General features: G+C 43.9%; 19 protein-coding genes. 9 read left to right on the plus strand and 10 right to left on the minus strand.

Annotated elements, in window-relative coordinates; translation table 11 throughout:
- Positions 1–10: 10 nt before the first annotated feature.
- Both CXF83_RS06175 and CXF83_RS06180 read right to left on the minus strand, forming a co-directional pair.
- Positions 11–1,342 carry a glycosyltransferase family 2 protein gene (locus CXF83_RS06175; RefSeq protein ID WP_101091355.1) on the minus strand — a complete coding sequence of 444 codons (1,332 nt, stop codon included), beginning with the start codon at positions 1,340–1,342 and terminating at the stop codon, positions 11–13.
- Positions 1,342–2,730 (minus strand): hypothetical protein, encoded by a 1,389-nt coding sequence (locus tag CXF83_RS06180; protein WP_101091356.1) that lies wholly within the window; start codon positions 2,728–2,730, stop codon positions 1,342–1,344. Before CXF83_RS06180 ends, CXF83_RS06175 begins: the two co-directional genes overlap by 1 nt.
- A 623-nt stretch (positions 2,731–3,353) precedes the next feature.
- Between CXF83_RS06180 and CXF83_RS06185 the strand changes: the two genes are divergently transcribed.
- A complete protein-coding gene (locus CXF83_RS06185; RefSeq protein ID WP_101091357.1) occupies positions 3,354–3,968 on the plus strand; it encodes a LysE family translocator in 615 nt (204 codons plus the stop codon).
- A 66-nt stretch (positions 3,969–4,034) separates the two neighbouring features.
- Here CXF83_RS06185 and CXF83_RS06190 read toward each other — a convergent pair whose 3' ends face one another.
- The 3 genes from CXF83_RS06190 to CXF83_RS06200 all read right to left on the minus strand — a co-directional run bounded on the left by CXF83_RS06190 (position 4,035) and on the right by CXF83_RS06200 (position 5,559).
- Entirely contained in the window at positions 4,035–4,355 is a 321-nt protein-coding gene (locus CXF83_RS06190; protein WP_101091358.1) for a DUF3144 domain-containing protein, read from the minus strand.
- Between the two features lie 76 nt (positions 4,356–4,431).
- Positions 4,432–4,977: a prepilin-type N-terminal cleavage/methylation domain-containing protein gene (locus CXF83_RS06195; protein WP_101091359.1), complete on the minus strand. Its 546-nt coding sequence runs from the start codon at positions 4,975–4,977 to the stop codon at positions 4,432–4,434.
- A 36-nt stretch (positions 4,978–5,013) separates the two neighbouring features.
- Positions 5,014–5,559: a type II secretion system protein gene (locus tag CXF83_RS06200; RefSeq protein WP_101091360.1), complete on the minus strand. Its 546-nt coding sequence runs from the start codon at positions 5,557–5,559 to the stop codon at positions 5,014–5,016.
- Positions 5,560–5,783: 224 nt separating this feature from the next.
- Between CXF83_RS06200 and ung the strand changes: the two genes are divergently transcribed.
- Positions 5,784–6,452 carry a uracil-DNA glycosylase gene (gene ung, locus CXF83_RS06205; RefSeq protein WP_101091361.1) on the plus strand — a complete coding sequence of 223 codons (669 nt, stop codon included), beginning with the start codon at positions 5,784–5,786 and terminating at the stop codon, positions 6,450–6,452.
- A 29-nt stretch (positions 6,453–6,481) separates the two neighbouring features.
- Here ung and CXF83_RS06210 read toward each other — a convergent pair whose 3' ends face one another.
- The 4 genes from CXF83_RS06210 to CXF83_RS06225 form a co-directional block, all read right to left on the minus strand.
- On the minus strand, positions 6,482–7,132 hold the full coding sequence (locus CXF83_RS06210) for a 5-formyltetrahydrofolate cyclo-ligase (RefSeq protein ID WP_101091362.1): 651 nt from the start codon (positions 7,130–7,132) through the stop codon (positions 6,482–6,484).
- A 189-nt stretch (positions 7,133–7,321) separates the two neighbouring features.
- Entirely contained in the window at positions 7,322–8,185 is an 864-nt protein-coding gene (locus tag CXF83_RS06215; protein WP_101091363.1) for a PA4780 family RIO1-like protein kinase, read from the minus strand.
- Positions 8,186–8,253: 68 nt separating this feature from the next.
- Positions 8,254–9,735, minus strand: a complete 1,482-nt coding sequence (locus CXF83_RS06220) for a S41 family peptidase (RefSeq protein WP_101091364.1) — start codon at positions 9,733–9,735, stop codon at positions 8,254–8,256.
- Between the two features lie 80 nt (positions 9,736–9,815).
- Positions 9,816–10,763 carry a phospholipase A gene (locus CXF83_RS06225; RefSeq protein ID WP_101091365.1) on the minus strand — a complete coding sequence of 316 codons (948 nt, stop codon included), beginning with the start codon at positions 10,761–10,763 and terminating at the stop codon, positions 9,816–9,818.
- A 407-nt stretch (positions 10,764–11,170) separates the two neighbouring features.
- On the opposite strand from CXF83_RS06225, the gene cobA reads away from it, so the two are divergent.
- From cobA to cysC, 5 genes are all read left to right on the plus strand, one after another.
- The gene (cobA, locus tag CXF83_RS06230; RefSeq protein WP_101091366.1) at positions 11,171–11,986 is read left to right on the plus strand and encodes a uroporphyrinogen-III C-methyltransferase; all 816 of its coding nucleotides are present in this window, start codon (positions 11,171–11,173) and stop codon (positions 11,984–11,986) included.
- A 41-nt stretch (positions 11,987–12,027) separates the two neighbouring features.
- On the plus strand, positions 12,028–12,936 hold the full coding sequence (gene cysD, locus CXF83_RS06235) for a sulfate adenylyltransferase subunit CysD (RefSeq protein ID WP_101091367.1): 909 nt from the start codon (positions 12,028–12,030) through the stop codon (positions 12,934–12,936).
- A gap of 44 nt (positions 12,937–12,980) precedes the next feature.
- Positions 12,981–14,420, plus strand: a complete 1,440-nt coding sequence (gene cysN, locus CXF83_RS06240; RefSeq protein ID WP_101091368.1) for a sulfate adenylyltransferase subunit CysN — start codon at positions 12,981–12,983, stop codon at positions 14,418–14,420.
- A 2-nt stretch (positions 14,421–14,422) separates the two neighbouring features.
- Positions 14,423–16,147: an SLC13 family permease gene (locus CXF83_RS06245; RefSeq protein WP_101091369.1), complete on the plus strand. Its 1,725-nt coding sequence runs from the start codon at positions 14,423–14,425 to the stop codon at positions 16,145–16,147.
- A gap of 81 nt (positions 16,148–16,228) precedes the next feature.
- Positions 16,229–16,846: an adenylyl-sulfate kinase gene (gene cysC, locus CXF83_RS06250; RefSeq protein ID WP_101091370.1), complete on the plus strand. Its 618-nt coding sequence runs from the start codon at positions 16,229–16,231 to the stop codon at positions 16,844–16,846.
- A gap of 155 nt (positions 16,847–17,001) precedes the next feature.
- Here the strand turns inward: cysC and CXF83_RS06255 are convergent, their stop codons facing one another.
- Entirely contained in the window at positions 17,002–17,901 is a 900-nt protein-coding gene (locus CXF83_RS06255) for a LysR family transcriptional regulator (protein WP_101091371.1), read from the minus strand.
- Between the two features lie 106 nt (positions 17,902–18,007).
- On the opposite strand from CXF83_RS06255, the gene CXF83_RS06260 reads away from it, so the two are divergent.
- Both CXF83_RS06260 and CXF83_RS06265 read left to right on the plus strand, forming a co-directional pair.
- Positions 18,008–18,472, plus strand: coding sequence for a DMT family transporter (locus CXF83_RS06260; protein WP_101091372.1), 465 nt, complete (start codon positions 18,008–18,010; stop codon positions 18,470–18,472).
- A 2-nt stretch (positions 18,473–18,474) separates the two neighbouring features.
- Positions 18,475–18,915: a DMT family transporter gene (locus CXF83_RS06265; protein WP_198553511.1), complete on the plus strand. Its 441-nt coding sequence runs from the start codon at positions 18,475–18,477 to the stop codon at positions 18,913–18,915.
- The last annotated feature ends 472 nt before the right edge of the window (positions 18,916–19,387 follow it).

The following is a 19,387-nucleotide window of genomic DNA, read 5'->3' on the forward strand; positions in this document are numbered from 1 at the left end:
AACTCATCATTCAAAATTTACGCCCTCGCTTTAGTACCCACCATGGAGCCATAGAGCTTTCTTCATGTGAACGTCTAACCACCTCGTTAATCAATGCAAAGAAACACACTAGGCGCATAAAAAGTGCATAAAATGGATATAGGGGTAACCAGATGGCTAGCCTTAAATCCTGTTTCGGCCGTTCTGAAATAGCCAACAACACCAAGAGATAGAAAAACACTAAAACCATAGAATATAGGCTATAAATTACAGTGGATATGGATGCGATAAATTGCCATGGGTAGAGTAAAATGATACCAGCCCCATAAAGAACGATAATGAAAGGCATCAACACATTCTGTAAAAATCCATAGAATAAGGTAAATAAAAAAGTACCCCAGCCTAACAATTTTGGCGTAAATGCAGGCCAATGTTTTCTAAAATAGAGAAATAACAGATCGCCATCCCAGCGTAATCTTTGCATCACTAATGTTTTGAGATCTGCTGGGGCATCCGTGTGACCAATCGCCAACGTTGCAAATGGGATCTTCCAGTTCGGATGCCGCTTAAAATACTGTTTAATTCTTACCGTTAAGTCTAAATCTTCAGCGGTATGAGTATCCCAACCGCCAATTTGCATCAAAAAATCTCGCCTGAACACACCAAATGCGCCAGAGATATTATTCAGTAAATTCCACTGAGCTAATCCCGTTTTACCTCCCTGCATGGAGATCAAATACTCGATAGATTGCATTCGGGTCCAGATGGATTCAGTGATGTTTCTTACTCTGAGCGCCCCGCCTAAAGCTGGTACATTTGGGTCTTCGAAATAGGGCACCACTTGATTGACCATATCGTTATCAAAAGAGGTGTCAGCATCGGCATTGATGACAATTTCCCCCGACGCCATACTTAGACCAGCGTTCAACGTAGATACTCTTCCACCCCGTTGCCATTTAGGTAAAACAATAACTCGACGATTTTTCGACTTACAGGCTTTAGCACACGCCATCGCGACTCGATAAGTATCGCCATTTTGTACAGCCCCATCTACCACTGCGATGATCTCAATCTCACCATCGTAAGTTTGCTCGACAAAAGAGTCGATGGTTGACTTAACAGCTGCTCCTTCGGCATAGCAAGTGATAACGCAAGACACTTTGGGCTTAAACAGTGATGTTTTCTGCGGCACCATAAACGTTGTGTAATACCAACGTAAAATACCTCCGACGACAATGATCATCAAAGGCATCTCATACATAAGCACAAGGGGAATGAGCCACACAAAGAAAATTAGATGTTCACCCAGCTGATACCAAATATCGAGAACGATATAGCTGATGGTATTAAACTCACTTAGCATTAGAGTGATTCCACGCTCGCTAATTTGTCTGTTAACCATATCTGAACATCATCACCCCAGTTTTTATCCGGTAGTGCAATTGCCCTGATGCTAACTTCAATATTAGAGACCGTTTGTCTACTTTTAAGCTCAAATATTTTGCTATAGATAACCTTAATTTGATCTATTTTTGTGAATGGCAAAAATAACAATAAGCCATGAATTGGTGAATAGCTGCACGCATCAGTGTTACGAATCGTACTTCTGATCCTTTCCAATAATGCATCTAGATGGGCAAAGCCCTTAGTTTCCCCTTCTTGTGCAAGAAACGCATTTAGGTTTAACATTTGAATCGAGACTATCGTATGCTCATGTCCATGACGAATGGCTAACTGGTTCTGCCAGGTGATTAACCAATCAAACTGAGTGTTGGTCATTGCATCACCCGGGAGCAAAGCAAATAAGCCTTGATCTTTTCCCTGACGAACAATACGTCTGCCAGTTGTCTCCAGACGATAGTCATAAATATTACGCACCTGCAGATCAGCTAGCTTATTGTGAACCTTACAATGTAGACATTCAGCATCCACATTGGCTTCAATAAAAATAGAGTCACAACCGCTACAATGTTGATTTTCAATCGGTCGATCATAATCGACACCAATATGACGTAGATTTTGGGTGCAATTTGGACAACTAAGCCCCAACTTTTTCTTGAAACGATCCTGTTTTCCAATATGGCCACAATTAAAGCAATGCAGACTTGCCTGCATTTCAATCTCGATACTTTGACATTGAGGGCAAGTATCTATGTAGTTAAGGTGCCCAGATTGACAAGCGCCACAAAAGCGCACCCGATTAATTAAGCTATTAGACTCAATCCAACCTTTACGTTTGAGCGAGGTCAGCCAAGAAAAACTCTCTTCAGGGGCAATTCCCCAGGAGTTGAGTAAGGGATAATTGAATAACGTGCTACTAGAAGGCACACTCTGAGGAGTTAAGATAAACTCAGGATGCAACCAGAGGTATGCCAGTAGCTTGTAAGCATTATCATCATAATAGCGTAATTTAATCTGCTGCTTTCGTGACTTATACGTTTGATAATGCTGAGTGTAATCTTCATCCCACGTACCATTAGCCAAATACGGAGACAGCGGACTATCCTGCAAGACTAAAATAAGACAATGAGATGTTAACTCATGATGACGTAACGTCATCAATACCTCATCTTGTACTTCCGTTGGCATAGATAGCACGATGCAATCGGGTAATAATTGCTTAACAATGATTTCGTTGGGCGTTTGTAAATATTCAAACTTAGCGTCAGTGGTTTTTGGCAGATCTTGGCCGATCCATAAAAAGAGCTCCTGAAATAGCTCTCCATCATTACTCATTCCACTTACCAACATACCATTCCGTCCCTTCTATAAATGTAATCGCTGCAACTCAAGTAGAGCAACAAAATAACAAGCAGCTATTAACAGTGTAGGAAAGTTAAGCACTAACTGCCGTAACACTAGCTACATTTAATTAATTTATTCTTGTGATTCAATTGGATAAAGAACAATTAACTGACGGAGCTTATTATTTAACTGTATGACATTCAATCGAAATGAACAAAATTTAATAAGTGAAGCTGGACTCAAACAATAAGTGTAAAACTCGTAGTTAACCCTAGTCGGGTGTTAGCCATAGAGAGTTTTAGGAACAAATTACCTAATAACGCTATTGGTATTTTCATTAGTATGTATTTTGCGAAATTTGTGTGAGGCTCGGAAAAATACGTAGTTGCTGCCGTTTCATTACAACCGACTTAAGCCTTAATAGGGCAAATAGTTTCAATCGTTAATTACTCACTATTAAGTATCAAAAAACGTACATGCCATTATAAACAATATGTATTTTTTCAAATGACTCATAAAAACTCTGTAACATATAGCTTGTCACACATGCGCGAATAGATATTGTTTTTACTATATACTTCTTGCCGGTTTACTTAATATAAATATTAGCAATATAGGTAAAGAATTAAATGAGTTTTAGTGCATGGCTAGGTTTGCTAGCTATCTGTTGTTTGGGAGCGATGTCTCCTGGGCCTAGCTTGGCGATGGTGGTAAGGCATACCCTTGGTGGCGGTAGAACCAAAGGGATTATCTGTGCATGGGCTCACTCTATTGGTATTGGGGTGTATGCACTGGTAACGTTATTAGGGCTTGCCGTGGTGTTGAAGAAGGCGCCAATGGTGTTCAATGCTATAGCGATCATCGGTGCATTGTATTTAGCTTACATGGGCGTCCAAGCACTGCGTTCAAAAGGTGGCATGTCTGATAAGTTAGCTGCAGGTAAGTCGACTGATGCGTTAACGGCTGCACGAGATGGTTTAGCTATTTCGTTATTTAACCCCAAGATTATGTTGTTCTTTTTAGCTCTCTTCAGTCAATTTGTCATGGTGGCAGACAATATGACTGCAAAAGGACTGATTGTATTAACACCGCTGATTGTCGATGGTCTTTGGTATACCTTAATTGCGTTAGTATTGTCGCATTCAGCGGTATTGCCAAAGCTACGTGAAAAAGCCGCACTTATCGATAAACTGTCTGGTGTGGTCTTGATTTTGTTAGCCATAAGAGTGCTGGCGAGCTTATAAGTCTACACGAGTAACAAAAACGCCATCATAACTGATGGCGTTTTTGTTTGTTTTACAGCGTGTTCACTAAGAGTTAAATTGTTGCACTGAATCATCTTTAGCTGGCTCTTCAGCTTTTGGCTGTGATGGATTTTTAATATGATCTTCGATGTTGTCTTTCAACATCTCTTTATATTCGTTACCAAACCACTCTACAGCATTATCTTTCTCAGCGGCTAGATCAGCTGACTTGAGTGATGCTTCAAATGCATTGAAACGCGCTGCGGCAAAACGTAATCCAGTGCCGACTTTACCGACATCCTGTTCTGTTGCTGAAATTTCGTTGGCCAATGCAATGAATTGATCGGCTATTTCAAAAATGGTAGTTTCTTTTTTAGCTTCTGACATTCTGCTTATGCTCTTAGTGATTGATATTCTAAACCCTGATTCTATCGTAAATTAGCACTTAAGAAATCATTAGTTATTAACTATTGGGATCTGAATCGGTAATAACGCTACCATCGCGAGAATCATAGTAGATGGACATAGTCTGTTCTGGAAGGTAGTAAAAGTAGCATTGATCCGGTCCTTGATATACGGCACGATAAACGGCATCTACAGTATCTGCGGAGTTTGAGACAAGTGGGGCATCTTCTAATATGGTTCGCCAAACCGACATGCAGTCGTTGGTGTTATTCAATCGAGGACTGGATTCCAATGGTGGGTAATTCTGAGCCGGAAACCCCCAAAGGTTAATATCTAACTGACCAGATGCGCCACCACCGAACACTTGCAAGTTATCAGCGGGCCCCGAGTTCCCTGCGGCAGCCCATTTTACGTTAGCTAATGTAATACCGCCTTTAAAAGCACCGCCAGTCGCTTCATGTGTTGCTGTCTCGGCATCTTGTCTTAGGTTAATAAATTTTGGCATCGCGATAATAGCGATGATCCCTAAAATGATGATAGCAACAATGAGTTCAATAAGTGTGAAGCCGTGATGACGTTTACTTTTTGTCACGATTAGGTCCATTTTTCAGTACTTTCTCTGAGTTAAGATTAGCTCATTTTAACTGCTTGGATCTGAGTCTACTGTAACTGAACCTAAATTAGAATCGTACCGAATGGATAGATTGGTATTGTCTCTATAGCTGAATGTACAAGTCGCGTTAGTATAAGTCGCTTTGTAATGGGTTTCATTAGTGTTGGCGTTATCAGACACGCTGGGCTCATCACCTTGAAAGAGAACTTCCCACACTGAGATACAGTCTTCGACATTATCAAGTGCAGGTGACGCTTCGTTACCTTGAGAATAGTGCTGTGCAGGCCAACCGTTAGCATTAAAGTCAACCTCGCCATCTTGAGCGGTGCCGAATACGGGTAAGTCTTCAGCAGGGCCGCTGCCAACTTTTACTGCCCATACTGCTCGCGCGAGATCAACCCCAGACTTAAATGCACCGCCCGTGCCCTTAACCATTGATACTTGTGCATCTTCTGAGATATTGACAAATTTCGGTACGGCCACTACAGCCAATATACCTAAAATAATAATGACAACAACGAGCTCTATTAAGGTGAATCCAGATTGGGGTTTAACAGTAGAAGAGTACAACATGTGGCTGGCCATCCTGGGCAAATTTGAACGCGCATTTTAACATCAAAAATACCGAATACCAATCGCTTAACGATAAATTCACGTAATACCAGGGGATAATTGTGATTAACTGCCGTACTCGTTTGATGGCTCTTTAGTCACAAATATGATTATAAATGCCTTAACTGATTGCCAGCGATAATGTGAACTCTTACTATCAATAAAACATTTTAGTGAGCTCTCCGATGACAATTAATTCAACCTGGAAAACCTTCATCCAGGCGCAACAGCAACAAGATTACTATATGGCACTAGAAACCTTTGTTGAGGCTGAGCGAACTGCCGGTAAAGTGATCTTCCCACCTAAAGAACAGATATTATCAGCATTTGAATATACGCCGTTAAATGAGGTTCGAGTCGTTCTGATAGGGCAAGATCCATATCATGGACCCAATCAGGCGCATGGGCTGTGTTTCTCGGTACAAAAAGGGGTAAAAGTGCCACCCTCTTTAGTTAATATGTATAAGGAACTGGCTAGCGATATAGACGGCTTTACGATCCCAGAGCATGGCAACCTGTTACCGTGGGCACAGCAAGGGGTGTTAATGCTAAATACAGTGCTTACGGTCGAGCAGGGTAAAGCGCATTCTCATGCCAAGTCCGGTTGGGAAATGTTCACTCAAAACGTGTTATTGCATCTCAATGAGCAGCCTCAACCTATAATATTTGTGCTTTGGGGGGCTCATGCTAAAAAGAAAGGCAAAGTCATTACCGCAGGGCATCATCAAATCGTTTCTGGCCCACATCCTTCGCCATTATCTGCCTACCGAGGTTTTTTTGGCTGTAAGCATTTCTCTCATGTAAATCAGCTGCTTGAGCAGCAGGGCTCCACAGCGATTAATTGGCAGGTTTAGTTTTCATTACCGGTTGCAATGGCTAGCCCCTAGTCAAATGAGTAGTTTTTTGAGGGGGTAATGATAAATGGTAAAGGCACATCCCAATGTTCGCAAGCCAGCTTAGTCACCAGCTGACAATCATGAGCATAGCCAATGGGGAACGGTTTTCCGCATGTTTGCCAGTTGGCTAAGGTTCTGTCGTAATAGCCGCCGCCCATACCCATTCTGTTGCCTTGGTCATCAAAGGCGACCAGCGGGGTTATCACTACATCCAACTGATGCGGTAAGATCATTTGGGTTATATCTAAGTGTGGCTCCCAAATACCTAAGCTATTTTTCTCAACAGTAGTGTCTTCGTCATAGCGAAGAAAGATAAGATTGCCTGCGGTAAAGGGGTGCAGCCTTGGCAAGTACACATGAATGCCTTGTTGCCAAAGTGTTTTGATTAACACTTGAGTATCCAGTTCGCCGTCATTGGTCAGATATAACGCGACCTTATCTGCCTTCAGTTGTTTGAGTTTTTGCAGTGCTTTTATTGCTGCCGTATTAGCGAAAATAGACTGTTGCACACTGCTTAAGTTGCGGCGAGCAACGCGTATCGCTTGGCGAATGGCTTTTGGCGAGGTGACCGCTGGAGTCTTGGCATGGGACCTAGCTATTTTTTGAGGAGATATCTTGGGCGTCGGTGTCTGGGGCATCGTTGTCGCTAATCCATTTAAGTTCTTATGGAGTCTATCGGCTGTTAATCGGTATCGCAATTGGATTTAGCTGATGCTTCAATTCACGAGTGAGTTAATAGTGAGAGATTACAGGCTACAACGACATAAAAAAGCCCAACACTGTCGGTTGGGCTTTTTTATGATTAACTTGTGGAGTTGCAGGTCTGCCTAATACTCATCTTGCTCAGCGGCATCACTAATTCGCTCTTTACGTTCTTGTTCCTCTTCGAATGCTGCTTGGATCTCTTCCAATACGGCATTGATATCGGCGGTATGTTCGCTCTCAATAAATTCGCCAGTTAATTCACTATCTGCTGACAGATCGCCAGATTCAAATTTTAGCCACATCTCTTGTGCATATTTGGTTTTTAGCACTGAGGGAGCAAACTGGCCATAATATTGGGTCATGTTGTTCACATCACGCAATAACATGCGCTTGGCATTGTTATTTGCTGCAGCATCGACAGCTTGAGGCAGATCGATAATCACTGGGCCTTTATCATCTAGCAGCACATTAAATTCAGACAGGTCGCCATGAATAAGTCCAGCACAAAGCATACGCTGCACATCTTTCATTACTTGATAATGATGGGCAATGGCCATCTCTTCAGTAAGGCTAATATCGTTTAATCTCGGCGCTACGAAGCCGGCGTCATCGGTAACCAGCTCCATCAATAATACGCCGTCAAAACAGCCATAGGGTTGAGGCACTCGCACTCCAGCATCAGCTAGGCGATACAAAGCATCTACTTCGGCATTCTGCCAGGCATTCTCTTGTTCTTGACGGCCGTAATTGGAACCTTTTTCCATCGCACGAGTACGTCGGCTATTGCGGCCTTTACGGCCCTCACGATATTCGACTGCTTTTTTAAAACTACGTTTGTCAGCTTCTTTGTAGATTTTAGCGCAGCGGACATCATCACCACATCTTACGATGTAGACGTCGGCTTCTTTGCCACTCATTAATGGACGAACAACTTCGTCTATTAATCCTTCATCAACCAATGGTTGGAGTCGTTTAGGGGTTTTCATAGTGCCCTTATACCCTACTTAAGCAAGCTATGGAACCAAAGTGCGGATCTTCATCATAAAAGATGCTTTTATGGCGATCTTTTAGCTGTTGTGAGTGCATTGGCGCTTGATGCGTGTGTTGGGCTATTAGATTTAGCAGTGATTAAATGCCTGATGTTTTCATGATTAAGCGCGAGGTCGTTTAAGTCAATTGTAGGGCGTATGCCGATACCTGATACTAGCTTTCCTTGAGGGCTATAGACTAAGGCTGCACTAAAGCTCACCTTTATGCCACTTTGTGTGAGTGAGGCATAGTGGCGTGGGCTTAGACTGCCTCTGGTTCTTTCCCCTATAAGTTGTACGTTTGGCCATGCTGATGCCATCAATGCCAGCCATTCACACTCCTGTTGGCAGCTTGAATCGACTATTAAAACTAATTTTCGTTGCTTAGATTGATTTTCCTCTCTGTTGTTTACTAAGCGACGGACTAGCCATTGGCTAAAGCTTATAGAGTCCTGAATATGGTTATCGAACCCCAATGCTTCTAAGTTAACTTGCTCAAAAAAATGTAGTTCTTTAATTGGAACTATGTTTTTAGTCGAAAATAACTTTGTTGATGAATGAGGATAACGTTTGTATTTCATTAATCCGATAGCGCTACTATATGCCACACTCTGAGGCGCAAATTGGCGTTGTAGCCATTGAGTTAAAGCGGTATCCGGTACGTTTAGGTGTCTGATATCGAGTATAAGATCTTGTTCAGGTTTGCTTAATGCAAGTTGCTCTAAAATATGGGGTGATAATTTAATATTTTCAGGGTAACGAATCACATGCTGTGAGCTAGATGAAGCGGCCATGGCCGCTGCTGTCGGCTGCTGAATATTCTCTTGCTGTTGATTTCTGCTGACTAAAGCAACCTCTCGCTGAGTGTTATCACCCTCTGTATTGGTGAATGTCAAAACGATGCTGTTAGAGGTTGTTAAGCCTATATCTAACCGAAGCTGATTAATGCCGTGTAACCAATGACTCTGCTCCTTGATTGATAACTTGATAGAGTCGGGAATGTACCGCTGCGCAGCTTTCTGCCAGCGTTGCATGGGGAGGCCGTCCATGTGGGTTAAGAAGGGAAACTCTTCATTGAACAGACTATTTTCTGCGGTATACACTAACCAATGTTGACCATCGTAATAGAGCTGGCCTGGAAGCTGTTTTATATCGGTAAGTTGCTTCGCTCGATTGGGCAGACTTATAGAGGTCGCTGGATCATTGAGATAAGAGATCCAACGCTGCAATTTAACTTGAAAATTAACCGCATTACTCGGCTGTAAGTTAGCGCTTAACAGTCGTTGTGCTTGTTGATTAAAAATGTATTTTTGGGCGGGATCGAATGCTGCGAAAGATGACTTTTGATTAATTACGGCTAAAAGTTGGTTAATATCTTGTCGCTGCTGTGCTGGGCTCAGTGTATACGAGGCAGTATGTGGGAAAAAAGACAGTCGAATGAGTTGAGCTGCACTTATGCCCATCATAAGTACAAATAATACGACTATGCTTTTAAAACTGACTGTCATATCGATTCTCGGATATGGCCAGCTTAGCCTTTTCTAGGCTAGGCTGGCATAGCCTCTAACTAATTGACTAAAAAGCATAGTTATAAAATATCGTTGATAGAGATCCCGATACCTATGCGTTGGTTATGTGAATTATAGTCGATAAGACTTTCACCGTAGCCATTAAAGTATTGAGTATAGAGTCTCAGATTGCCCATGATGGGGTAACTCCAGGTAAATTCTACTGCGCCATAATTAGGCTTTTGAATGTAGTTACGCACCATTAAGCTAAATCTATGCTCATCGAGTCCGTACACCCCTGTAAACTCAAGGTTACCCATATAGTCCATTATATCTGGGTTATCATCGCCACTCGGAGAGGTTGGGGTTTCTTTTTCATCTTCAGGTATACGCCACCACGCTTTAGCTTCAAGCGCAAATGGCCCTGAATCGAATATCATCATGCCGTATAAGCGATTCCAGCTCCTGGATAATGATCCTGCTTGCCCATTTGATTGGTGTACGGCGCCGACCCCCCAAAAAGAGTTCTGTAAAGGCCCCACTTGCCAATCATTAGTGAAGATCATGAATATTTCAGGCTCATGATTGGTTTCTCTAAACGGCGAAGATATTTCTTTGTTATACACCTGCCAGTACGACTGGTTGGTGTATGCTGCAAACAGGTGGCCATTATCGCCAAATACATTGTGCCAGAGCGGAAATTTAAAACTTATTTGAAACTTGGCTTCTACATTATCCATCGTAAACGGGGTGTCTTTAACTTCTTCAGCAAAAGGTTCCATATTAGGAGAGGAGTTGTAAGTCACCGGAAGAATGTAGTTAACCTTGTGTGGTGTAATGACATAAGGCAAGTCGGCAGTTGCAATTTCTTTAGAGACTCGCGCTGCCACCAATGATGTTTGTTTTTTGACTTCAATATCTTCTGTTTTGCTAGCGACCTCTGTTGGCTCTGCTTTCGTCGTTGCTGCAAACGACGCAAAAGAGCAGCCCAAACCCATAGACAATAATAGCGTGCCTAGCTTATTCATAATATTCCCAAAAGTTGTTAAAACTGCGCTTCTTTTTGTTTGTCGCAATTCTACCTAGCTATCTCTGTGTTTAACAGTGCTATAGCAAGCTGGCAACTTAACACTCGGTAAATAGGTGAAGTGACTACCACTGTGATATCAACGCGGGTTTTGAAACCCGCCTCTAGATCTAAATGCGATAACTTAGTGCCAAATTGTAAAGTGTGTATTTTCTGCTTTGTATAGGCTTTATCAAGGGTTTAGGTTTAAGCTTCTGATTAATATACGTTTAATGCTTTATTTTAATGTATTGGTGAATACAATTAATTTCTTAATAACTAAAAGTTATAAGTGATCTGAATTTTCTATTTATTATGGAATAAGAGGGCGGCTATATTCAGGTCATCAAATTAGAGTGAGGTAGCGTGATGGAGATTGTATCTTTACCGGGTCAAGCCGCAGGAGGAAAGGTGTGGCTAGTGGGTGCCGGCCCTGGTGATGTGGATCTGCTAACGGTTAAAGCATACCGTGTATTGCAATCAGCGGATGTGGTGCTGTACGACGCTTTAGTGAGTCAGGACATCATGGCCCTCATTCCAAGTAAAGCTGAAAAAATCGCGGTGGGTAAGCGTGCGGGTAAGCATAGCGCGGCGCAAAGCGAAATTAATCAATTACTGGTCACCAAGGCGTTTACTCGTAAAAATGTGGTCCGTCTTAAAGGTGGCGATCCTTTTATTTTTGGGCGGGGCGGTGAAGAGTTACAAACGATTGTTGAGTCTGGCCTCGAGTTTGAAGTCGTACCAGGGATCACCGCAGCAAGCGGCACCGCAGCATATGCAGGCATCCCGTTGACTCATCGAGATTACGCCCAGGGTGTGAGCTTTATTACCGGTCATTGCCAATTAGCGAGTCGGCCGATGGACTGGCAAGGATACGCCAACCCGAATAATACCTTAGTCGTGTATATGGGGATCCTTAACGCCAACATTATTAAAGCGGGTTTACTTGATGCCGGACGTTCACCTAATACCCCTGTTGCTATTGTTTCCAAAGCGACCACTCAGGAACAGCGAACATTCATTGGCACATTAGAGAATATTGAGCAATTAGCGGCAGATCCAGAATTAGTGATGCCCGCATTGATGGTGATAGGTGAGGTGGTTGAACTCGCTGATAGCCTGAATTGGTTTAAGCCTCAAGGTGTGCAGAGTCGCGAAGCAAGCTTAACAACACAAATTAAATAGATGTGCTTAGCACAATCGATTCAAGAAGACGGAGAATTAGCATGGCCGCCAAAGAGTTAAGCCATTTACAACAATTAGAAGCTGAGAGCATTCAGATTATTCGCGAAGTTGCGGCAGAGTTTGATAACCCAGTAATGATGTATTCCATCGGTAAAGACTCCTCTGTGATGCTGCATTTAGCACGCAAGGCTTTCTATCCGGGGAAGATCCCTTTTCCTTTACTGCATGTGGATACCGATTGGAAGTTCAAAGAGATGATCGCATTTCGTGATGCTCAGGCCAAGGAGTTTGGCTTTGAATTGCTGGTGCATAAAAATCCTGACGGTATCGCGATGGGGGTGGGTCCGTTTACGCATGGCAGTGCTAAGCATACCGACATCATGAAAACCCAAGGGCTTAAGCAAGCGTTGAACAAGTATGGTTTTGATGCCGCCTTTGGTGGTGCACGCCGCGATGAAGAGAAGTCTCGTGCTAAAGAACGAGTCTACTCATTCCGCGATAAGCACCACACATGGGATCCTAAAAACCAGCGTCCAGAGCTGTGGCGCACCTATAACGGTGCCGTCAATAAAGGTGAAAGCATCCGAGTATTCCCGCTTTCAAACTGGACGGAACTAGATATTTGGCAATATATCTACCAAGAAAACATAAAATTGGTACCACTTTATTTTGCCCAAAAGCGTCCTGTCGTTGAGCGTGATGGCATGATGATTATGGTTGATGATGACAGACTGCCTTTAGAAGAGGGTGAAACGGTTAAAAATGAATTAGTGCGATTTAGAACCCTAGGTTGCTACCCATTAACGGGAGCGATGCATTCAGAAGCTGACACGCTTGAGAAGATCATCGAAGAGATGCTGCTAACACGTTCTAGTGAGCGTGAGGGCCGACTTATCGATTCAGATCAAAGTGCATCGATGGAACTTAAAAAGCGCCAAGGCTACTTCTAGGCGCGGTAAGTGCTAAGCATTGTCAGATTTCAAAGGAATTAATCATGAACCAAGCAGTCAATAACAACACCCGCTTAGCCGCTGAGCTAGAAGATTTAGGGGTGAAGGAATATTTAGCGCAGCAGCAACATAAAGGCATGTTGCGCTTTCTAACGTGCGGCAGTGTCGATGATGGTAAAAGTACCCTGATAGGACGTTTACTGCATGACAGTGCCCAAATATATGAAGATCAACTCGCAACTTTAAAGAGTGATAGTGCCAAAATGGGCACCACCGGTGATGAGATTGACCTGGCATTACTCGTTGATGGCTTGCAAGCTGAGCGTGAGCAAGGCATTACCATTGATGTTGCTTACCGCTATTTTTCAACCGACAAACGTAAGTTTATTATTGCCGATACACCGGGCCATGAGCAGTACACCCGTAATATGGCCACGGGTGCCTCTACTTGTGACTTAGCCGTCATTTTGGTTGATGCGCGTTATGGGGTGCAAACACAGACTCGCCGTCACGCTTTTATTGCCTCGCAGCTGGGTCTACGTCACTTTGTGGTAGCCATCAATAAAATGGACTTGCTCGGCTTTGACGAAAAAGTCTTTAATGACATCAAAGCTGACTTTGCCGAGTTTGCTGCGCAGTTAGGTGACATCGATATTCGTTATGTACCACTATCGGCTTTAAAAGGCGATAACGTGGTCGATCGCAGTACACAAACGCCTTGGTATAAAGATGGCACGCTACTGGAGCTATTGGAAACCATAGACACCCGCCGTGAATTAAACAGCTTACCGGTACGTTTTCCAGTGCAATATGTATTGCGCCCCGATCTCGATTTTAGAGGCTTCTCTGGCACGGTATCATCAGGTGTTATTAAAGTGGGCGACGAGCTGGTGGCCCTACCATCAGGTAAGCGCAGTAAAGTTGAACGTATCGTTACATTCGATGGTGATTTGAGTGAAGCGATCGCGGGTCAAGCGGTGACGCTAACGCTAGAAGATGAAATTGATATTTCTCGTGGTGACCTATTATCGCAAGTCGATAACGCCCCAACATTGGCAAACCAGATCAGTGCTGATATTGCTTGGATGGATGAAAAGCAGCTACAAATTGGCCAGCTTTATGATCTAAAGGTGGCGGGCAAGAAGCTACAAGCGACTATCACAAATATCGAATACCTAGTCGATATCAATACGCTAGAGCGTAAAGACAGCGACATTATCGGTTTAAACGATATGGCTCGCGTCACGCTAGAGCTAAATGAAGCGATTGCTATCGACCCGTATACGCTGATCCGTGACACAGGCGGCATGATCTTAATCGATCGATTATCCAATGCGACAGTGGCCGCAGTGATGGCTGTTTCAACCGCTAAGACGAGTAAATCAGCGAGCCCGTTTACTGATTTCGAACTTGAGTTAAATGCATTGATCCGCAAGCAGTATCCTCATTGGCAAGCGCTTGATATTAGTAAGCTAGAGGGGTAGTGGTGTCTGAATTGTGGGTGTTGTCGAGCATATTATTTGCCTTAGTTGTTGCTTTGATGGCAGGACTTTGGACACCCGCAGCGCTGTTTTTTACGGCAGCATTAACGACCTATCTTTTAGGCATGGTGGAGTTAGAGACGGCATTGGCGAGTTTTACCAATGCCAGCTTAGTGACTCTAGTACTGATTATTTTAGCGACTGCCGCGCTAGAGAAAACTTCTTTGCTTGGTAAGCTGAGTCAAGTTGTAGGTGAAGGTTCTTTGGCATCGACGATCGCTAAGCTGGGCTTCTCGACCGCACTGTTGTCATCGTTTACCAATAATACTGCGGTGGTGTCGTCCTTGATTGGTGTGGTGAGACGAAATCAGTCTCATGCGCCGGCTAAGCTTTTACTGCCACTGTCTTATGCGGCTATTCTGGGTGGAACTCTCACCTTAATAGGTACATCAACCAACCTTATCGTGAACTCCTTTGTTGAGAACGCAGGCCTAGAGCCGTTAGGCTTTTTTGAGTTCTCTATCATTGGTGTGGTTATTGTGACCCTAGGTGTGGGTCTGTTGGTGTTACTCGCTGATTTTTTACCCGACAGACGTGAAGACGGAACGGAAGAAAGCTTGCCTTACATGCTCGAAGCCAGAGTGGCGAAACAGTCGCAGTTGATTGGTAAAAGCGTGTTAGATAATCGCTTAAGAGCACTGAAAAAACTCTATCTAGTCGAGCTTGAGCGCAGTGGCATTCGAATTTGTCCCGTACCACCGCACCTTGTCTTGCAAAGTGAAGATGTGTTGCGCTTTGGCGGTGCGGTCGAATCGGTGGAGCTGTTACATCAATTTGATGGGCTTGAATGGTTTGGTAAGCAACAAGCCAAAGGGCAAAACTTGATAGAGGCGGTTCTGGCACCCACATCGCAACTGGTGGGTACCTCATTAAAAGCGTCTAAGTTTAGAGAGCGATTTGACGGTGCAGTACTGGCTATTCGACGCGGGCACCATCCGTTAAAAGGTGGCCTCGGTGATATTGAGTTACAAGCGGGTGATGTATTACTGATTACTCCAGGGGATAGCTTTAGCCATAACGCAAAATTGGCATCAGATTTCGCCGCAGTGAGTGGGCTCGATCTCAGTGTACGTTTAGATAAAAGACGCAGCCAGTGGGTATTGGGCGGCTTTGCATTGACCATTTTTGCCAGCGTTGTTGGCGCATTGCCTTTGGTCAAAGGCTTAATTTTACTCTTGATTAGTTTCGTTGCCATCGGCGCTGTGAGTTTAACAGAGCTTAGGCGACGCTTTCCGATTGAGCTGGTGGTGATTGTGGGTAGCGCGTTGAGTTTAGCTAATTTGATGCTGTCGACGGGTCTTGCAAATGATATCGCTAATTTTATCTTGAGATCGTTAAATGGTTTTGGGGTATTCGCAGCTTTTGTTTGCGTGTATTTGTTAACGTTATTACTGACGGAGTTAATCACCAATAATGCCGCTGCGGCGCTGGCTTTTCCTGTCGCGTACGCTATTGCAATGAGCTATGGCGTCGATACCCGACCGTTTATTCTTGCGGTGGTATTTGGTGCTAGTGCCAGTTTCATTTCGCCCTATGGTTACCAGACAAATTTGATGGTTCATAGTGCGGGAAATTACCGTTTTACTGATTTTTTAAGAGTGGGATTGCCTTTGTCGGTGTTGTACTCGTCGATTGTCATTATATTAGTGCCGTTGCTCTTCCCGTTTTAAGGTGGCAATACTATCTCGACCGTTGGAATTGAGTGAGTTTGGCGCATTTTTATTTATTAGATTATTGTTTTTGGAGTGGTTATGTCTGACATCGTTTGGCACCAACATAGTATTGACCAAGAGTCTCGTGCAAAGCAGAAAGGACAAAGTCCGGTATTACTTTGGTTTACGGGCCTATCAGGCTCCGGTAAATCAACCTTAGCGGGCGCATTAGAGCGTGCGCTGTTTGATGCCGGCTTTCACACCTATTTGCTTGACGGCGATAATGTGCGACACGGACTTTGTAACGACTTAGGGTTTAGCGCCAGTGATCGTGACGAAAACCTGCGCCGTGTGGGCGAAGTTGCCAAGCTGATGGTCGATGCGGGCTTAGTGGTGTTATCTGCCTTTATCTCTCCAACGAAAGAGGAGAGGGAGCGTGTACGTGCTTTGTTTGAAGAGGGACGTTTTATTGAAGTTCATGTCTCGACCCCGATTGAAGTCTGTGAAGCACGTGATCCTAAAGGCTTGTATAAAAAAGCGCGGGCGGGTGAGATAAAAGAGTTCACTGGCATCTCTGCGCCGTACGAAACCCCTACTGCAGCAGAGCTCACCATTGATACCAGCAAAGGTGATCTAACGGCGCAAGTCAACGCGCTATTAGATTATCTTACCGCGATTCAAGTGATTGATGGCGCTAAGTTACGCGCGGCGGTATAAAGTCATTAGGGCTAAGACCACTCAGTATGGTCCCAAGTTTACTGCTTGTCTGTGAATTGATTTATTCAGGCGCTTTATAGGCATAAAGCGTCTTTTTTGCGGGCGATATACCTCAATACCAATAACATTACTTATCGTTTCATGGCGGTATAAAATCACCAGGATTGATCTTTATGGGCCAATTTTCGCTCCAGAAAATCGATAAATACCCTGAGCTTTGCAGGCATAAATGCTCGTTGGGGGTACACTGCGTAAACACCGTGTTCCGGCAGATGATATTGTTCTAAAATGGGCATCAACTTACCGCTGATGAGTTCCTTTTCAACAATGAAAAGCGGCATCTGGCAGATCCCGACATCATCGAGCATCAGTTGTTTTAGCACTTCGCTGCTATTGACCTGAATGTTGCCTTCTGGCTTGATTCGAACAGGGCCTTCAGGACCGTCAAATGTCCATTCTATACCCGCCCTGAAATAAGAGTAGTACAAACAGTTATGCTGTTTAAGATCGGCTAACGTGTCAGGCCTACCAAATTTATCAAGATATCCAGGAGAAGCACAGATCACACTGCGGCAGGGCGATAACTTGCGAGCCACCAGATTCGAGTCTGCTAAGGCACCAATCCTCACGACCATATCGAGTCCCTCATCAAGGAGATCAACCAGCCTGTCATCCATTGATAAAGTCAGTTTTATATCCGGAAAATCAAGCATAAACTCACCGAGTAAAGGGGCGATATGAAGCCGTCCAAATACCATAGGTATACTCACTTTAAGGTGACCTTTAGGGCTGTGCTGAAGACTGGCAATTGCATCTTCGGCTTCATTCACTAGATATTTAGCTTTGTAGATATAGCTATAATATTGTTCTCCTGCTTCCGTCAGGCTTAGCTTTCGGGTTGTCCGCTGAATCAGTTTTACGCCAAGATGTGTCTCCAATGCACTAATGCGTTTACTCACCGCTGACTTGTTGATCCCTAGCTTGCGGCTTGCTTCTGAAAAACTCCCCAGTTCGACGACAGCCGTGAAAACGGGAATGGTTGAAAAAGTATCCATGATTTTATTGTTTACCTGAGAGAAACAAAGAGTTCAAAATATAGAGGATTATCAACGTAAAGGAAATTCATTATATTGTGCTCCAATAAAAACCATGAGGAAAAGTATGAAAACTCATCCATTTAATTTGTCACTGGCTCTTGCGGGAGGCATTACACTTGCCAGCATGATAGCCATTAATAGCACGCTTGCATCTTATAGTTCGCCCTTGCTAGCTGCTTGGGTCGCTCACGGCATTGGTGCTATCACTTCCTTTATCATTCTAATGTTCGTAAACATCTTTGTTGCAGGGAAAATGGCTATTCGGCCGACAGCTGGAACGCCCTTCTGGGCCTATTTAGGCGGGATACCGGGGGCTTTGACTGTGATTTTGGCCGCTATCACTGTCAATAGTCCACTGGGGCTGTCTAGCTCGCTTGCATTAATGATGGTCGGTCAAGTGCTGTTTGGTGTGGTCAGTGATAGCTTTGGTTTGTTCGGTTTAGCTAAACGGTCAATAAATTTAATTGACGGTGTGTCATTGATGTTGATGGGCGTAGGCTGCCTGATGACACTGTTCTGGAGGGGGTAATAATGACAATGTTGATAGTTGTTTTTCTTGCGCTATTTAATGGTTGTTGTATTAGTTTCTGTCGGATCCTTAATGGCAGACTTGGGCAAGATACCAGTGCTTTTAATGCCTCTCTTTGGAATCATGTCGTCGGTTTTGTTTTTCTCAGTATTATTGTGTATTGCACATCTTCACTACCCGTGAATATAGTGATGAAAGCCCCCGTGACAGCCTGGCTTGGCGGTGTTATCGGTGCTTTATTTGTTGCTCTCAACAGCTATGTATTGTCAAGGGTAGGGGCGACGCTGACTGCACTGCTGGTTATCGGCGGACAATTGCTGACAGGAGTGCTTTGGGATGCCATTAGTCATGGTGCAGAATTCTCTCAACTGGCTGGTGTTTTATGTATTCTGGCGGGTGTATTACTGACAAAGTACAATCAAGGCCAGCAGCAAAAGAAATAAACGTTTACTGGCAGAAGCTATTAATAACACAGCCTCCTGCCATATACATCACGCCGATGTTAACTAAAATGCCTAGAGTTTGTGTTTTTCTAACCCAGTGTAGATGCGGCAGCGTCTCCCGCAGGTTATTGGAACCACTTTGGGCTGAAGCTAACTCACTTTTACCCGTGCGACGTGAAGTCGTATGAAGCGTTGTTCACCACGATAAGAGTGAACCATCTGTATCACCGGATGACCCTATGGCTCTGAATAAAGTAGCGAGCCAGACAATGTAACGTAGTCCATTGGACGGGAACAGAATCGTGAGAGGACGTTCTTCCTGATAACCACAAGTCAGGTAAGTGCTAGGGACTCAGTATGATGAACATATGTGAATCCACGTAGTGCGTTATATGAGAAGCAGCGGAAGTGGTTAATACGCTGTAGCCAAAAGGCAATGAGAGCTGGAAAGAGATTGGGCAATGCTCTTTCG

It is taken from the genome of Shewanella sp. Choline-02u-19, assembly GCF_002836205.1.
Taxonomy (GTDB): domain Bacteria; phylum Pseudomonadota; class Gammaproteobacteria; order Enterobacterales; family Shewanellaceae; genus Shewanella.

Coding starts and splice junctions, on each gene's coding strand:
- CXF83_RS06210 (WP_101091362.1), bottom strand. CDS start 7,132: ATGCCCCAGACACCGACGCCCAAGATATCTCCTCAAAAAATAGCTAGG.
- CXF83_RS06215 (WP_101091363.1), bottom strand. CDS start 8,185: ATGAAAACCCCTAAACGACTCCAACCATTGGTTGATGAAGGATTAATA.
- CXF83_RS06265 (WP_198553511.1), top strand. CDS start 18,475: ATGACAATGTTGATAGTTGTTTTTCTTGCGCTATTTAATGGTTGTTGT.
- CXF83_RS06185 (WP_101091357.1), top strand. CDS start 3,354: ATGAGTTTTAGTGCATGGCTAGGTTTGCTAGCTATCTGTTGTTTGGGA.
- CXF83_RS06260 (WP_101091372.1), top strand. CDS start 18,008: ATGAAAACTCATCCATTTAATTTGTCACTGGCTCTTGCGGGAGGCATT.
- cobA (WP_101091366.1), top strand. CDS start 11,171: ATGGAGATTGTATCTTTACCGGGTCAAGCCGCAGGAGGAAAGGTGTGG.
- cysC (WP_101091370.1), top strand. CDS start 16,229: ATGTCTGACATCGTTTGGCACCAACATAGTATTGACCAAGAGTCTCGT.
- CXF83_RS06220 (WP_101091364.1), bottom strand. CDS start 9,735: ATGACAGTCAGTTTTAAAAGCATAGTCGTATTATTTGTACTTATGATG.
- CXF83_RS06200 (WP_101091360.1), bottom strand. CDS start 5,559: ATGTTGTACTCTTCTACTGTTAAACCCCAATCTGGATTCACCTTAATA.
- CXF83_RS06180 (WP_101091356.1), bottom strand. CDS start 2,730: ATGTTGGTAAGTGGAATGAGTAATGATGGAGAGCTATTTCAGGAGCTC.
- cysN (WP_101091368.1), top strand. CDS start 12,981: ATGAACCAAGCAGTCAATAACAACACCCGCTTAGCCGCTGAGCTAGAA.
- CXF83_RS06190 (WP_101091358.1), bottom strand. CDS start 4,355: ATGTCAGAAGCTAAAAAAGAAACTACCATTTTTGAAATAGCCGATCAA.
- CXF83_RS06175 (WP_101091355.1), bottom strand. CDS start 1,342: ATGCTAAGTGAGTTTAATACCATCAGCTATATCGTTCTCGATATTTGG.
- CXF83_RS06225 (WP_101091365.1), bottom strand. CDS start 10,763: ATGAATAAGCTAGGCACGCTATTATTGTCTATGGGTTTGGGCTGCTCT.
- ung (WP_101091361.1), top strand. CDS start 5,784: ATGACAATTAATTCAACCTGGAAAACCTTCATCCAGGCGCAACAGCAA.
- cysD (WP_101091367.1), top strand. CDS start 12,028: ATGGCCGCCAAAGAGTTAAGCCATTTACAACAATTAGAAGCTGAGAGC.
- CXF83_RS06255 (WP_101091371.1), bottom strand. CDS start 17,901: ATGGATACTTTTTCAACCATTCCCGTTTTCACGGCTGTCGTCGAACTG.
- CXF83_RS06195 (WP_101091359.1), bottom strand. CDS start 4,977: ATGGACCTAATCGTGACAAAAAGTAAACGTCATCACGGCTTCACACTT.